Origin of the sequence: Hafnia sp. HMSC23F03 (assembly GCF_001816025.1) — a bacterium.
GTDB lineage: Bacteria > Pseudomonadota > Gammaproteobacteria > Enterobacterales > Enterobacteriaceae > Hafnia > Hafnia paralvei.
Genome location: NZ_KV824214.1, coordinates 161300 through 174995, shown reverse-complemented (window position 1 = coordinate 174995; position 13696 = coordinate 161300). Strand labels below are relative to the sequence as shown.

The window sequence follows — 13696 nt, the reverse complement described above, 5'->3', positions numbered from 1 at the left end:
GGATGCAAGGCGGCGGCGATTGAGCCGCCTTGCTTGACCGCTTTAACCCATAGCCATATGAGAAAACATTGCGGATAAGCGGGCAAAATTTTCACTAAGCAAATAGAGTGCATTAAATCCTATGTACATAAAACACTTACCCTCCTAAATAAAAGCCACCTCCACCCTAAATCCTCCGTTTTCCCCGTCACTAAAGCTGGCCGTCATCCCATGCAATGTCGCGATGCGTTGCACGATGGAAAGCCCTAGACCGCTGCCCGTTTTTTCTTGACCAGGTGGGCGGAAGAAGCGTTCGCCGATGCGTTTTAGATACTCGGGGCTGACGCCGGGGCCGTTGTCTTCGACGCTGAAATGCGTTGTGGTTAACGTGATTTTGACCGTGCTGCCGCGTGGGCTGTAGCGGATGGCGTTATCCAGCAGGTTACGCACCAGAAGCGCCAGTAACAGCGGCTGAGCGCGGCGAGGAGGTGGTGTTTGGCGAATATCCAACATCAGTTCCACACCGTTGGCCTGCGCCTTATGGTAGTTATCCATTACGCCGGTTTGCAGGATATCCGCGATGGCGATCTCCTGCACGTCATCCAAGCCAGACAATGAATCCAAGCGGGAAAGCGTGAGCAACTGATCGACCACTCGCGTTGCGCGGTCGATGCCTTCTGTCAGGTTTTTCAACGCATGTTCGCGCATAGCGGTATCGTCTTCGGCGAGCTGAGCAACTTCGGTTTGCACTTTCAATGCGGCCAGCGGACTACGTAGCTCATGGGCGGCATCGGACGTAAATCGACGCTCTCTTACCAGCATTTCACCGGTTCGGGCAAATAGGCTGTTAAGCGCTTCAACCAGCGGTTTCACTTCACTCGGGAGTGACAGTAATGGTAACGGCGTTTCATCTTCCGGTTGACGCTGGTGCAAACGCTTTGTTAAGCGCTTGAGCGGTGCTAGTTCACGAGTGACTAGCCAGATCAGCAGCAAAATCATGATAGGAAGGGCGATAATCCATGGCACAAGCTGCGCTTTAACGATATCAATCGCCATGTCGTGGCGATACTCCCACTCTTGCCCAACCACGACGCGGTATTTACCGTCGGGAGTGGTTAGCCATACCAAACGCCACAGATCTTTATCGCCTTGCAACTGGTCGTCGGTGAAGCCGTCGCGTCGGTAGTGATATTGCAAATCGGGGCCGTTGTCTCCGTCGTTCAGCACCATTTTTCCGTCAGTGGTGAAAATGGCAAAGGTGAGCGCGTCATCGTCCAAATCGCCATGGCTGTGGCGCACTATTTTTTTGCTACGCGGTAGCTGTGGGCTTTTGACCGTAAGATCGCTGATGTTGAGCGCCGTTAGGCGTTTGGCAAACAGCATTTGCTGGGTATCAAAGAGCTCATCGATGTTATTCCGGGTTTTATTCCACGCCAACAGACTCGAGCAGATCCAAGCAATGGTGATGAGTAGGATGAACCCAATGATCAACCGCAGTCGCAGGCTAAGCGTGAGCGATTTCATGTTGCTTCTCCCAGCGTGTAGCCGATGCCGTGAACGGTTCGAATAAAGCTGCTGCCGAATTTTTTACGTAGATGATGGATATGAACCTCAATGGCATTGCTGGAGACGTCATCGTCCCAGTTATAAATTTTTTCTTCGATGAGCGGACGGGGTAACACGCGTCCTTCATTGCGTAGCAGCAGTTCGAGCAACGCAAACTCCTTCGGCTTTAAATAGATCGCTTCACCCTCGTGAGTGACGGTGAGATTAATGGGATCAAGTGAAACCGAGCCGTGAGTTAATGTGGTTTGCACCTGTCCGTGACGGCGGCGGATCAGCGCCTGTAAGCGAGCGGCGACCTCAATGAGTGCAAAAGGCTTACACAGATAGTCATCGGCACCCTGTTGCAGTCCTGCAACGCGTTGCTCCAAGGCGTCACGTGCAGTGAGGATGAGTACCGGCTCGTCGTGTCCGTTTTGTCGCCATTTGCGCAGGATATCTAATCCGTCCATGCCCGGCAGGCTGAGGTCGAGTACCACAGCATCGTAAGGCGCAGAATCTAACGCGTTGAGTCCTTGCTTACCCTCGGTAAACCAATCGACGCTAAACCCCATCTTTATTAAACCTGCTTTGATACCGTCACCGATCAGTTTGTCATCTTCAATGAGTAATACCCGCATAACCTTGTCCTTTATGCTGCGCTGTATGGTTTTATCTAACTATTTGGCAAGGGCTTTGTACAGCCTAAAACTGTGCGGATCCAGCCTAATAGGCAGTTTTTAAAAATATAATTGGTTAAACTGTACGCTTAAGATCTTGTTAAGAACTCTTTGGTGTAATGCTTTCCGAAGAGCAAAAACAGCAACTGTTTCTGCAAAAATTAATTTGATAAAGAGAGAGAAAAATAATGAAAAAGACAGCAGCTTTATTAGCCATCCTTGCCGTATGTAGTGCACCTGTTCTGGCTCAGAACGGCGGCTTTGTAGACCCGAACGCACCAGCAACCCAAACCACGCAAACAACTCAGGCAGCCGGTGGTTTCAATGGCCCTAGCGCAGGAACGATGACCGTAGAGAAAGCCAAAACGATGAGTGACGATACTTGGGTGACCCTGCGCGGTAACATCGAGCAACGTATCGGCGGCGATCACTACACCTTCCGTGATGCAAGCGGCACCATGAACGTGGATATCGACCACAAACGCTGGAATGGGCAAACCATTACCCCGAAAGACACCGTTGAGCTGCAGGGGAAAATTGATAAAGATTGGAACTCTGTTGAATTAGATGTGAAGCAGATTACCAAAGTAAAATAGTGATTATCGTTGAAAGGGCTGGAGATTCTCTCCAGCCCTTTTTTTATGGGAAAACTAAATCATTAATGCGAGTCGGGTGCCCTGATCGATTGCGCGGCGAGCATCTAGCTCACGAGCGACATCGGCGCCGCCGATGAGATGGACGGTTTTTCCCATATTTTGTAGCGGGGCCAGCAGCTCCTGCTGCGATTCCTGACCGGCGCAAATAATCACATTATCAACGGGTAGGCATTCTATTTGCCCATCCCGAATGAGGTGGAGACCATGTTCATCAATATGATGATATTGGGCACCGTTTATCATGATTACGCCACGTTTTTGCAGACTAACGCGATGGATCCATCCGGTTGTTTTCCCCAATCCTTCACCGACTTTGCTGGTTTTGCGCTGTAGTAAATAGATTTTTCGCGGGCTGTGAGTCGGATGCATCCCATCCTTAGCCAATCCGCCGCGTTGTTTTAGCTGTAAATCAATTCCCCACTCTTCGGCGAAAGCCGTGCTGTTTAAGCTGGTTGATTGCCCATACTGGCTAAGATACTCCGCGGTATCGAATCCGATCCCGCCTGCGCCAATAATCGCGACCCTTTTACCGACCGGTAGTTTATCGCGCAAAACCTGCGTGTAGCTGAGAACGTGCGGCATATCGCTGCCCGGCAGATCTAAATGGCGTGGTACGATCCCTGTTGCGAGGATCACTTCATCGAATTCACTCAGATCCGCGGCTTCTACGCGCTGCCCCAAGCGTTGCTGAATATTGTGGATAATCAGCAGCCGTTTGAAATAGCGCAGCGTTTCATGGAACTCCTCTTTGCCGGGGATCTGCTTGGCGATATTAAATTGACCACCAATTTGATTGTCAGCGTCGAACAAGGTTACGTGATGTCCACGCTGGGCGGCGGTGGTGGCAAAGGCTAATCCTGCGGGGCCAGCGCCTACCACGGCGAGCCGTTTAGGTTTCTCGGTGGCGGTGAGCACCAGTTCAGTTTCATGGCAAGCACGAGGGTTAACTAGACATGAGGTGAGCTTGTGCTCAAAAATTTGGTCTAAACAGGCCTGATTGCAGCCGATGCAGACGTTGATCTCATCGACTCGTCCGCTTGCCGCTTTTTGCACAAAGGCAGGATCGGCCAAGAATGGGCGAGCCATAGAAACCATATCCGCACACCCATCGGCCAGCACGGCTTCCGCAACGTCTGGATGATTGATGCGGTTGGTGGTGATCAGCGGAATCGACACTTTCCCCATCAGACGGCGTGTTACCCAGCTAAATCCCGCACGCGGCACCATGGTCGCGATGGTTGGAATGCGAGCCTCATGCCAGCCAATGCCGGTGTTGATTAATGTCGCTCCAGCGTGTTCCACCTGAACGGCTAACTGTTCGATCTCTTTCCAGTCCGAGCCTTCCTCGACTAAATCCAGCATCGATAGCCGATAGATAATGATGAACTCTCGTCCGACGGCGGCGCGCACGCGGCGCACACATTCCACCGCGAAATGCATACGGCGCATGAAATCGCCGCCCCATTCATCATCGCGCTGATTGGTGCGAGCCGCTAAAAACTGATTAATGAGATAGCCTTCTGAGCCCATGATTTCCACGCCGTCATAGCCTGCATGCTGTGCCAAACGCGCACACTGGGCAAAATCGGACAGCGTTTGTTGGATCATATCTTCCGTCATTTCAATGGGCGGATAGGGATTGATGGGAGCTTGAATGGCTGAAGGCGCATGAGGTTGAGGCTGATAGCTATAACGACCAGTATGCAGAATTTGCATGGCTATTTTCCCACCCGCCTGATGCACCGCATCAGTAATAATTTTATGATGCGGGATCTGATTCTCATGATCGAAAATAGAGGCACCAGCATGAACCACGCCGTGCTGATTCGGGGAGATACCGCCGGTCACGATTAAGCCCACGCCCGCACGTGCACGTTCGGCATAAAATGCGGCCAAGCGCGCGCTGCCATTAGGATGCTCTTCTAGCCCAGTGTGCATAGAACCCATCAGAACTCGATTCTTCAAGGTTGTAAAACCGAGATCCAATGGGGCAAGCAGGTGAGGGTAGTGGTTCATGCGGCTTTCCTTATTTCGCGCAGGCTAAACGGTAGCTTTCTGGTCGGATGAGTTCTTTAAATCTAGTCTCTCCACGTTGCTTTGAAAGTTGTATGTTAATGAAGTGTGATTGTTCTCAACATTGTTGCGCTGCAAGAGTGAAAACAGTGACCTGCATCAATCATTTACCCTAGTGTCTATTCTGATATGGAGATAAGCATGAGCCGTGTTTTGCTGGTTGTTGATATGCAAAAGGGCGTTTTTTCAACCCCGAGAATGGACCGCATCGGTCGCGTAGAACGAATTAATCAGCTGAGCCGCGCTGCTGAACGGGTGATTTTTATACTTCATAATGAAGCTGACCTCCCGCTAGGCAGCGATGAATGGGAACTGCTACCCGAACTCTTGCAACCGGAAGACAGTATCTATGTAGATAAAACGGCCTGTGATGCATTTTATCGCACCACGCTCGCCGATGAACTAGCGGCTCTGGATGCAAAACACATCACGATTTGTGGCTGTGCAACGGATTACTGCGTTGATACTACTATCAAAAATGCCGCTAGCCGTGGTTATGCTCTAACCATCGCGAGCGACGCCCACACCACCGCCGATCGCGGTTCTCTGAAAGCCGAACACCTCATTCCCTATTTCAATGAGGTATGGGCAACGTTAGCCATTCCCGGAAACCGAATTGAAGTAAAAACCACCGCAGATATTTTGCAGGAATGGGGGAACTCGGTGGGTTGAGGGGACACTTTTGCGACACTCTGTGCCAGAAACAAAAAAGCCACCTCGTAAGAAGTGGCCTAAATGACTGAATCTAAAGCTAAAATTTGGTGGCCCCTGCTGGACTTGAACCAGCGACCAAGCGATTATGAGTCCGAAATTTGATATATATAAATCAGTAACTTACTGATTTATAATAAATTAATGTTTCAAAATAGGTCTTAATATATCCGTATAGTGCCGCGCTCTGCTGCCACTTTGCTGCCAACTATAGTCGGGATAATGGATTCAGTGCCTTGGCTTCTGAAAGATGATCTGGCGCGAAGTGCGCATAGCGCATAGTTACTTTTATATCCGTATGACCAAGTATTCTCTGGAGAACCAAAATATTCCCGCCGTTCATCATAAAATGTGATGCAAATGTATGCCGCAAAATGTGTGTGAGTTGGCCTGCTGGTGTTTCAATTCCAGCTCTTCTGAGCGCGGAACGAAAAGCCGCGTAACAGGAGCCAAATAGCGGTTTGGCTCTCCGTGTCGCTGGCAATTGCTCAAGTAATTCATCAGTGACTGGAACTGCTCGGTTTTTCTTGCCTTTAGTTTTGATGAAAATAATTTTCCCAGCGCGGATTTGGTTCCCCTTGAGGCTTTCTGCTTCTCCCCAGCGTGCACCAGTAGCTAGACATATTTTTACAACAGCAACTAAATCCTGAGATCTACTATTTTCACACTCAGTTAGCAGTGATCTAATATCATCCATAGTGAGATATGACATTTCGGATTCAGCGATCCTGAACTCTCGAACATTATCGAGGGGATTTGGTGCAGTCCATTCATCTAATCGGCGGAGTTCGTTAAATACTGCTCGGAAATATGCGAGCTCTAGATTCACTGTTCTTGGTGTTACTGTTTTGACTCTATTTGAACGTGTGATCCGGCCTGAGAGGCGTTGTTCTCTATATGCAGAAAAAATTTTAGCTGTGAACTCAGTCGCTAGTGGGTTGCCCATTGCTGCACATGCAAACTCCATCGAAGATTTTCGCTTTTCTCCATCAGAGAGGGTAATGCCGTGTGCATTAAACCATGTGTAAACTAAGTCAATTAAGCGTCGTTTATCTGATTTTTCGCCCAGCCATGGTTTATCCTGAGATTGTTCTTTTATGAACCGCTCAAAAGCTTGGGCTTCTCCTTTGGTTGCAAATTGGCGCCGGATACGTTTGCCATCTCTGCCGTTAGGAAATATTTGGGCCTGCCATTTGCCTGATACTAATTTGCTTACGGCCATAATCTAATTCTTTTCTACAAACTTTATATAGGACTGAATCTTGAATAGAGCGGCTAGACACAGAGCAACAACATAAATGTGTTGTACCCATGGCGAAATATAAAGAGCTAATAAAAATAGGATAATAGTGATAGCCCCGCCAAAACACAGTGCCATAAATGTGTATGCTGCCCCGCGATTTTCTGTCCTTGATGTCACATAGGCCATTACAAATCCACAGATGAGAGCTATCAATATTTCAATAAAAACTAACATAATTACTCCATGTAAGTTGTTTGACTAAGGACCTTACCTAAAATTTGAATCTCAGATACATCACACTCAAATGAAGCCTTTCCATTTTCGATTCGTACGCGACCTTTTGGGAATCGGTATAGCTGCCGTACGCTTGCGAGTCCGTCGATTTTTATTAGCCACATTCCATCATTGATTTCGCCAGAATATTTTTCGAGTATGAACATTTGACGTTCAAAAGTGACAGCGAAAAGAGATGAAGTATGTTTGGGAAGCAGTGTGGGATCATAGGAGATGTATCCCCCACTCGTTAAAACCCCATCTGTGATGTTTTTAACTTCTAAATGGGTTTCTTGCGACGATGTATCCACTTTGGATGCGTCGCCGTGTCCCGTAGAAAGCCATAAAACGGAGGTGCCGGTATCAAGGTGACATGCAATTACCCAATCATGGGGAAACGTGTCACGCATCCAGCGGTTTGCCATTGTGCTCTGAGATACGCCTAAATGATTGCACAGGGATTGTCTGCTTTTGAATCCATAGGCATCTAGAATCCGCGTAATAACGTCTCTCCCACCACTTTGTGATGAAAAATTGAATTTTGTGATACCCTTCTGCATCTCATTTGTGTTTGACATATCTAATTTGTGATCCTATCATCGTTCTTGTGATGTCCGAATATGTATTTATAGTGCCAAATAGTGTTGTTTCATACCAAACTGAGGAATAGTGCATCATGAGTCGTCAAATTTCAATGCGGCCCAGTATCAATCTGGTTGTCTCCGCCCCATATATTACTGTTGAAGAGTTTTGCCGCCGTACTGGGTATAAACCAAAGTACGTTCGGCAAATGATTAAGGAAAATCGCCTGCCAATCAGGAAAAAAGTCGGTGTAAATAGCCTTATCGAAATCAACATGTTTGCACTGACAATCGAAGCTGCTTCTGGCTGCGAAGTCGCAATGCAAGCCTAACAAGTTCCATTTTGGGATGATAAGGAGGCTTCTGCCATGTTTGATTTTCGCGAATCCAAACAATCTCATTTTGATGATGCATGTCGGGCTTTTGCCAATACGCATAAAGGCAAGATTGCAGATATTGCCGAACGTATCAGCATGAGCCAGCAAATGCTGCGCAACAAACTAAATCCAGAGCAACCACATCAGCTGACATGCGTCGATCTTATGCGTCTGACTGATGAAACCGAAGACCCGACTCTTTTAGATGGATGGCTTGCCCAGATGCAATGTCAGCCATCAGTGCCAGTTAACGAAATATCAAACGAAAAAATGCCCGTTTACGTGATGAGTGCCACGGCAGAAGTAGGCAAATTAGCAGCCGAAACAGTTGCTGGCGGTCATATGAATATGGCGCGTATTGCTGACTTTAAGCGCACTGTAAATTCAGCTGTTCGCTGCTTAACGCTGGCCGGAATTACTATGCAGGCACGTGTCCAGTCTAATCCCACCTTATCGTCTGCTGTTGATGCTTTAACTGGCATCGGTGCGACGTTAGGCATGAACTGAGGTGTTTATGACTATTTCAGTAGCGCCATTATTGAAGCGTCAGAGTCCATCGCGTCAATGTCATGCAAGTCATGGATGGGTTGAATTACAGAACGGCACGCACTGGCATCCTTCAAGAAATCAGCAGTCACTGCTTGATGCAATGAAAAGTAAGGCAAAGGGGGTTACATGGCTAACACAGAAGCTGCGCGCACTGTGCAAATAAATGCCGGTGATCGCTTTAAAGGTTTGAATCATGTTGCGGCGATTCGCGGAAAACTATTTGGTGATGATGGTGGCAAAGATTTGCAGCGTTTTATTTTAAATATGCGCGATACCACAGACGCCTGCTATTTAGATAATAAGCGCGGATTGGGTGCGATATTTTATTTAGCTAAGATTCCGGCTGATCGTCATGATGTCGAATTTAGTGAACTGACGTCTGCCGAAATTAAAGCATTAATTTGTGCAATGAATCAATTAAAGGCAATCGTGAGTTTATTTCCAAAATGTCTCGCAATGCCTAATTAACGTTTAAAGAAAAAACTGGCGTAAACCCGCCGGACTTCCCTTTATCTAAAAACAGGATTGACCAATGAAAAATATCGAAGTTAGAGAAACGAAAGTGGAACTCAATTTGGAAGCTTTACTGACTAATGCCCGTATGGATGAGCGTCGCAACCGTGGCGAAGTTATGGCCGCGCGTCTGCAGAACTTGGCAAACCATATTCAGGGCAAGGAGCTAAACCACGTTGAGGTGGCCGAGCTGCTGCGTAAAGAAAGTGAATTAATCCAGCATCAGGCGCAGGAGTTGCACTAATGGCTGACCAAATGGACATGGCGCAGGAGCGCCAACAAGAAATCCTAGATCGCCAGATTAAAAGCGCTACTGCTCGGACGGTTGGCGCGTCTGCGTTCATCTGTGAAGTGTGTGGCGAGCCTATCCCAGAGCAGCGCCGTTTGGCGGTTGCTGGGGTCACTTGCTGTGTGACTTGTCAGGAGATTAACGAACTGAAAAGTAAACACTATAAAGGGGCCGCATTATGAGTATCCAATCAACGATTTTACGCTGGGCTGGTAGTAAGAGCCGCATGATGGCTGAATTAAAAAAGCACTTGCCTGTTGGTAAGCGCTTAATAGAGCCGTTTGCAGGTTCGTGTTCAGTGATGATGAATACAGATTATGAGCAATACTTTATTGCTGATGTGAACTCTGATCTCATTAATATGTATCAGGTCATTCAGGAAAATACAGAGTTCTTCATTGAAGAACTAAGAGGCGTTTTCGAAAACAACAAGGATGATGTTTCATACTATCAAGTACGAAATAAATTCAACTTAGATCGCAGCTGTTTATTTACTAGCGCGGTTTATTTCTTATATCTGAATCGTCACTGCTTTAATGGTCTGTGTCGTTATAACAAAAAAGGTGAGTTCAATACCCCTTACGGAAAATTAAAAAGTCCCTACTTCCCAGAGGATGAGATCCGCGCATTCGCTAAGAAGGCAAAGCAAGCCGCCTTTATCTGCGCCAGCTTTGAAGAAACATTGCAGATGGCAAAAAGTGGGGATGTAGTTTATTGCGATCCGCCTTACCTCCCAGCATCTGTTTCAAGTGTTGGTTTTAACCATTCTCAAGAATTTACTGCTTACACCAAAGATGGTTTTGGTTATGAGCAGCACTCACAACTGGCTGGTGAATTACGTCGTTTGTCTTACTCAGGCTGCTTTTGTGTTGCGTCCAACAATGACAACCAGTCTGTAAGGTCACTTTATTCCGACTTTGATTTGCAGCCACTGACAGTACGCCGTAGCTGTGGCGGAGCTGGAAGCAGCCGAAAGTCTGCTGATGAGCTGATCATTACGTTAGGGCTTGAGCCTCGTGTAGTGCCGATCCGTTTTCTGCTTGATAGCGATGATTTTGCCCGTGGGACGTGTGAATGACTGACATTGCGGAATGGCCATACCCATGGAACGCACCACGTCCAGCCATCGAGTCACCGTATTACGAGTTTTACCAGCGGCTTAGAGATAAGCCGCTAAGTCAAAGTGAAGCCTACGAACTTGCTATTGAAGAAGCTAACCGCCGTGATCGACTGATCGCGGCGTTGTCACATGCGCATAAAAAACTGGAGAAGCAGGCCAGCTGTGTGCGCAGGGATATTTCCCGCCGTGTTGATAATCTTGAACGCCTGCAGGGGATTCAGCGAGCCAATGCGTACTTAATCAATTCATTTGTTAAGCGCACATTGCCGCGCCTTGAATTAGTCACTAAGCGCTACCGCCTGCCAAAAATGACAGAGGGGAATGCCTCCCTGTTTGGCCGTTTTAATAAACTCCCTGATATGTCCCGCGCAGATGTTGAATTGCTGGCGGAAGACACCGCTACCTATATGCGGCTTGAGCTGGGATTTATTAGTGACCAAATGCCAGAAGCCAGTGATCTGCGTCTGGGGTGGGCGATGTATCAGCGCGCCGGTGCTATCACGCAGCAATTGGGCCAAACACCGCCGTTATGGGATCGCATTAACAACAAGGTATTTATTGAGGCGGAGGCCAGTTCAGCGATTTTCCGAATGACGTCACCAACATGGTGGCGTAATCACTTACGTCGGAAGTCAAACGAATGGCGTGAGCACCTGCAGATCGCGCTGCGTAACGTCAGTAAAAAAGGCAATCCTTACGCCAGCCGCACCACAATAGGCGAATGGCGGGAACAAAAGCGCCGCACCCGTGAATTCTTGAAAGGCATGGAGCTGGAAGACACCGAAGGCAACCGCATTAGCCTGATCGACAAATATGATGGCAGTGTGGCAAATCCGGCGATCCGTCGCTGCGAGTTAATGACTCGTATCCGTGGCTTTGAAAATATCTGTAATCAACTCGGTTATATCGGGGAGTTTTATACCCTGACCGCACCGTCTAAATATCACGCCACCACGAAAGCCGGTTACAGCAATAGCAAATGGAATGGTTCAAGTCCTGCAGACACGCAGCGTTATTTGCGCAGCGTTTGGGAACGTGTGCGGGCCAAGTTGCATCGTGAGGACTTGCGGATTTTCGGCATTCGCGTTGCAGAACCCCATCATGATGGAACCCCGCACTGGCACATGCTGATGTTTATGGAGCCAGAGAACGTGGATCGCGTGCGTGAGATTTTGCGTGATTATGCCTTCAAAGAAGACAGCAAAGAACTGAACAGCGATAAGGCCAGAAAAGCCCGTTTTCACGCGGAGGCCATCGACCCAGACAAGGGCAGCGCCACAGGTTATGTGGCGAAATACATCAGTAAAAATATTGATGGTTACGCACTAGATGATGAGCTGGACGACGACACTAGACAGCCGTTAAAAGAAATGGCTCCCGCCGTATCGGCGTGGGCTGCGCGTTGGCGTATCCGCCAGTTTCAGTTTATCGGTGGTGCGCCGGTATCGGTTTATCGTGAACTGCGCCGCATGGCTGATCCTGAAACTGCGCTAGGTCTAAGCGTTGAGTTTGCGGCTGTGCATGATGCTGCTGATGTGGGCGACTGGGCGGGATATATAAACGCGCAGGGTGGTCCATTTGTTCGCCGTGACGATCTGGTGGTGCGTACTTATTACGAACCGGCTGAGGACTTGAACGAGTACGGCGAAGAAACGACACGGATTAAAGGTGTTTTCTCTCCTTCTGTTGGCATGGACATCCCAATTATTACCCGCACGGTGCAGTGGAAGATTGTGCCGAAGCGTGCCCTTGATTTGGCCGTTGACCTTTTGGGCGCTCCTGCGCCCTCTCGGAGTTCTGTCAATAACTGTACGGGAGGATCTGGATCGCTAGACCCGACACCGGACATAACAGAACCGATAACGCTGGATTTTGACAACATTACCCCGAAAGAACGGCGGCAGATGTTGCGCAGAATTAGGGCCGAAGGTCGAATTAAACCGAAAAATCAGCGTGAAGGCTTTACGGGTAGCCCTGATTTGGAAGAGGCGCACCGTAAATCCGCCACAACTATTCAACGCCGTATGGAAAAAAGAGCGGCTGCATTGGCCGCTGCAGGTGATGCCATGGGAAGAATTACAGAGGATATGGCGATTTACGGCATAGAACTGACGCAATCAGAAGCATGGCGCATGGCATCAGGCCACACCGTTCAGGTGGGGGATGCAATCTATAGAGGAGATAGTACGGGGGCAATTTTTCAGCGCAAGACTAAAGATAAACGGCAAACTCTCAAGGTTGCTGGGATGATCGACCAGCGCGGCAATGTCGCTAATATGCGCCATCAACAAAAATGTCTTAAACGCTATTTGGCCGATTATGTCAGGGAGCAAGCAGAACAAAGTCAAAGTGTTGCTGATAAAAAAAGGTTAGAAAAAGCACGTATTAATCTGAGCAAAATTCAAAAGCTAATAGCATGTAGCCGAAGATAAAGCGGTTATCTAACAGCCTATTACGTTGTCTACTCGTTAAATCCTCGTGAACAGATGGGGATTATTTACGGTAACTCTTAATCGGTATCATATTTTGGTCAAAAACTTCTTCCCGTTTAAAATCTATTGATATACTGTATAAATACACAGTAAATAGTGAAGAGGGAGGAATTGTGTCTGATCTTCTCACGGAGTCTCTCGCATTGCAGCGTATCCAACTCATCGCACGGGTTGTGTCGATGGACGTATGTAGTGGAGATGATAAAGAACTGGCACTGGTCTGGATTAATGAACTGACCACGCAGCTGATCGACAAGCTGGATAATTATGACGATGAAGAACGCCGAAGAGCGCCAGTGTCGTACCAGTAAATTCAAATATGCTATGCAATAAATCGAGGGGGGAGCATGAGAGTAGAGGTCCTTTTTGATAAACAGGCTAAGGTGTCGCAGCCTGTTATGGCTGTATCGGCTAATGTGCTGGAAAAGAAAATCGGCTTATAGTTTTCTGAACACATGTTTTGCGTTAGTAGTAGTAATACGCTGAAAGTTACCTTAGTCGCGGTGATATGCTTTTTTGTATATAGTGAGCAGCAATTTTTGTTATGTCTCTAGCACCTTAAAAAGTTAATGTATTTTCTTTAATTACAAAGAAATTCCTTTTTATCAATGAATTACA

Annotated in this window: 17 protein-coding genes; 11 read left to right on the top strand and 6 right to left on the bottom strand. The window is 47.8% G+C overall.

The features are described from left to right. Positions 1-144: 144 nt before the first annotated feature. Positions 145-1503, bottom strand: coding sequence for a quorum sensing histidine kinase QseC (gene qseC / locus HMPREF3091_RS06480; RefSeq protein ID WP_070714886.1), 1359 nt, complete (start codon positions 1501-1503; stop codon positions 145-147). Continuing rightward, positions 1500-2162: a quorum sensing response regulator transcription factor QseB gene (gene qseB, locus HMPREF3091_RS06475; protein ID WP_004846648.1), complete on the bottom strand. Its 663-nt coding sequence runs from the start codon at positions 2160-2162 to the stop codon at positions 1500-1502. Before qseB ends, qseC begins: the two co-directional genes overlap by 4 nt. Before the next feature lie 227 nt (positions 2163-2389). Here qseB and HMPREF3091_RS06470 point away from each other — a divergent pair, with 227 nt between their 5' ends. After that, the gene (locus HMPREF3091_RS06470; RefSeq protein WP_004846650.1) at positions 2390-2797 is read left to right on the top strand and encodes a YgiW/YdeI family stress tolerance OB fold protein; all 408 of its coding nucleotides are present in this window, start codon (positions 2390-2392) and stop codon (positions 2795-2797) included. 54 nt (positions 2798-2851) lie between these two features. Here HMPREF3091_RS06470 and HMPREF3091_RS06465 read toward each other — a convergent pair whose 3' ends face one another. Next, positions 2852-4873 (bottom strand): oxidoreductase, encoded by a 2022-nt coding sequence (locus HMPREF3091_RS06465; protein WP_070714884.1) that lies wholly within the window; start codon positions 4871-4873, stop codon positions 2852-2854. A 198-nt stretch (positions 4874-5071) separates the two neighbouring features. On the opposite strand from HMPREF3091_RS06465, the gene HMPREF3091_RS06460 reads away from it, so the two are divergent. Then, positions 5072-5602, top strand: a complete 531-nt coding sequence (locus tag HMPREF3091_RS06460) for an isochorismatase family protein (protein WP_371328678.1) — start codon at positions 5072-5074, stop codon at positions 5600-5602. Positions 5603-5849: 247 nt separating this feature from the next. Here HMPREF3091_RS06460 and HMPREF3091_RS06455 read toward each other — a convergent pair whose 3' ends face one another. From HMPREF3091_RS06455 to HMPREF3091_RS06445, 3 genes are read right to left on the bottom strand one after another with little or no spacing between them, the layout of a single operon-like run. Beyond that, positions 5850-6863: a phage integrase gene (locus HMPREF3091_RS06455; RefSeq protein WP_070714883.1), complete on the bottom strand. Its 1014-nt coding sequence runs from the start codon at positions 6861-6863 to the stop codon at positions 5850-5852. 3 nt (positions 6864-6866) lie between these two features. Beyond that, positions 6867-7118 carry a hypothetical protein gene (locus tag HMPREF3091_RS06450; RefSeq protein ID WP_070714882.1) on the bottom strand — a complete coding sequence of 84 codons (252 nt, stop codon included), beginning with the start codon at positions 7116-7118 and terminating at the stop codon, positions 6867-6869. A 2-nt stretch (positions 7119-7120) separates the two neighbouring features. Further along, on the bottom strand, positions 7121-7735 hold the full coding sequence (locus tag HMPREF3091_RS06445) for a phage repressor protein CI (RefSeq protein WP_070714879.1): 615 nt from the start codon (positions 7733-7735) through the stop codon (positions 7121-7123). Between the two features lie 98 nt (positions 7736-7833). Between HMPREF3091_RS06445 and HMPREF3091_RS06440 the strand changes: the two genes are divergently transcribed. The 9 genes from HMPREF3091_RS06440 (at position 7834) to HMPREF3091_RS06405 (ending at position 13389) form a co-directional block, all read left to right on the top strand. Beyond that, complete coding sequence (locus tag HMPREF3091_RS06440; RefSeq protein ID WP_070714876.1) at positions 7834-8070, top strand: regulator; 237 nt, start codon at positions 7834-7836, stop codon at positions 8068-8070. A 36-nt stretch (positions 8071-8106) separates the two neighbouring features. Beyond that, positions 8107-8622: a phage regulatory CII family protein gene (locus tag HMPREF3091_RS06435; protein ID WP_070714875.1), complete on the top strand. Its 516-nt coding sequence runs from the start codon at positions 8107-8109 to the stop codon at positions 8620-8622. A 7-nt stretch (positions 8623-8629) separates the two neighbouring features. Next, a complete protein-coding gene (locus tag HMPREF3091_RS22120) occupies positions 8630-8827 on the top strand; it encodes a phage filamentation protein Fil family protein (protein WP_083321381.1) in 198 nt (65 codons plus the stop codon). Then, the gene (locus tag HMPREF3091_RS06430; protein ID WP_070714873.1) at positions 8791-9132 is read left to right on the top strand and encodes a DUF5347 family protein; all 342 of its coding nucleotides are present in this window, start codon (positions 8791-8793) and stop codon (positions 9130-9132) included. The genes HMPREF3091_RS22120 and HMPREF3091_RS06430 overlap by 37 nt, the downstream gene beginning before the upstream one ends. Before the next feature lie 64 nt (positions 9133-9196). Beyond that, positions 9197-9421: a DUF2732 family protein gene (locus HMPREF3091_RS06425; protein ID WP_070714871.1), complete on the top strand. Its 225-nt coding sequence runs from the start codon at positions 9197-9199 to the stop codon at positions 9419-9421. Further along, complete coding sequence (locus HMPREF3091_RS06420; RefSeq protein ID WP_070714869.1) at positions 9421-9648, top strand: TraR/DksA family transcriptional regulator; 228 nt, start codon at positions 9421-9423, stop codon at positions 9646-9648. The genes HMPREF3091_RS06425 and HMPREF3091_RS06420 overlap by 1 nt, the downstream gene beginning before the upstream one ends. Continuing rightward, the gene (locus HMPREF3091_RS06415) at positions 9645-10544 is read left to right on the top strand and encodes a DNA adenine methylase (RefSeq protein WP_070714867.1); all 900 of its coding nucleotides are present in this window, start codon (positions 9645-9647) and stop codon (positions 10542-10544) included. Before HMPREF3091_RS06420 ends, HMPREF3091_RS06415 begins: the two co-directional genes overlap by 4 nt. After that, positions 10541-13018, top strand: coding sequence for a replication endonuclease (locus HMPREF3091_RS06410; protein ID WP_070714863.1), 2478 nt, complete (start codon positions 10541-10543; stop codon positions 13016-13018). The genes HMPREF3091_RS06415 and HMPREF3091_RS06410 overlap by 4 nt, the downstream gene beginning before the upstream one ends. A gap of 173 nt (positions 13019-13191) precedes the next feature. Then, a complete protein-coding gene (locus HMPREF3091_RS06405) occupies positions 13192-13389 on the top strand; it encodes a hypothetical protein (protein ID WP_070714860.1) in 198 nt (65 codons plus the stop codon). Positions 13390-13696 lie beyond the last annotated feature (307 nt).

Bases quoted from the DNA above. Each gene is read 5' to 3' on its own strand.
- qseC (WP_070714886.1), bottom strand. From the start codon at position 1,503: ATGAAATCGCTCACGCTTAGCCTGCGACTGCGGTTGATCATTGGGTTC.
- qseB (WP_004846648.1), bottom strand. From the start codon at position 2,162: ATGCGGGTATTACTCATTGAAGATGACAAACTGATCGGTGACGGTATC.
- HMPREF3091_RS06470 (WP_004846650.1), top strand. From the start codon at position 2,390: ATGAAAAAGACAGCAGCTTTATTAGCCATCCTTGCCGTATGTAGTGCA.
- HMPREF3091_RS06465 (WP_070714884.1), bottom strand. From the start codon at position 4,873: ATGAACCACTACCCTCACCTGCTTGCCCCATTGGATCTCGGTTTTACA.
- HMPREF3091_RS06460 (WP_371328678.1), top strand. From the start codon at position 5,072: ATGAGCCGTGTTTTGCTGGTTGTTGATATGCAAAAGGGCGTTTTTTCA.
- HMPREF3091_RS06455 (WP_070714883.1), bottom strand. From the start codon at position 6,863: ATGGCCGTAAGCAAATTAGTATCAGGCAAATGGCAGGCCCAAATATTT.
- HMPREF3091_RS06450 (WP_070714882.1), bottom strand. From the start codon at position 7,118: ATGTTAGTTTTTATTGAAATATTGATAGCTCTCATCTGTGGATTTGTA.
- HMPREF3091_RS06445 (WP_070714879.1), bottom strand. From the start codon at position 7,735: ATGTCAAACACAAATGAGATGCAGAAGGGTATCACAAAATTCAATTTT.
- HMPREF3091_RS06440 (WP_070714876.1), top strand. From the start codon at position 7,834: ATGAGTCGTCAAATTTCAATGCGGCCCAGTATCAATCTGGTTGTCTCC.
- HMPREF3091_RS06435 (WP_070714875.1), top strand. From the start codon at position 8,107: ATGTTTGATTTTCGCGAATCCAAACAATCTCATTTTGATGATGCATGT.
- HMPREF3091_RS22120 (WP_083321381.1), top strand. From the start codon at position 8,630: ATGACTATTTCAGTAGCGCCATTATTGAAGCGTCAGAGTCCATCGCGT.
- HMPREF3091_RS06430 (WP_070714873.1), top strand. From the start codon at position 8,791: ATGGCTAACACAGAAGCTGCGCGCACTGTGCAAATAAATGCCGGTGAT.
- HMPREF3091_RS06425 (WP_070714871.1), top strand. From the start codon at position 9,197: ATGAAAAATATCGAAGTTAGAGAAACGAAAGTGGAACTCAATTTGGAA.
- HMPREF3091_RS06420 (WP_070714869.1), top strand. From the start codon at position 9,421: ATGGCTGACCAAATGGACATGGCGCAGGAGCGCCAACAAGAAATCCTA.
- HMPREF3091_RS06415 (WP_070714867.1), top strand. From the start codon at position 9,645: ATGAGTATCCAATCAACGATTTTACGCTGGGCTGGTAGTAAGAGCCGC.
- HMPREF3091_RS06410 (WP_070714863.1), top strand. From the start codon at position 10,541: ATGACTGACATTGCGGAATGGCCATACCCATGGAACGCACCACGTCCA.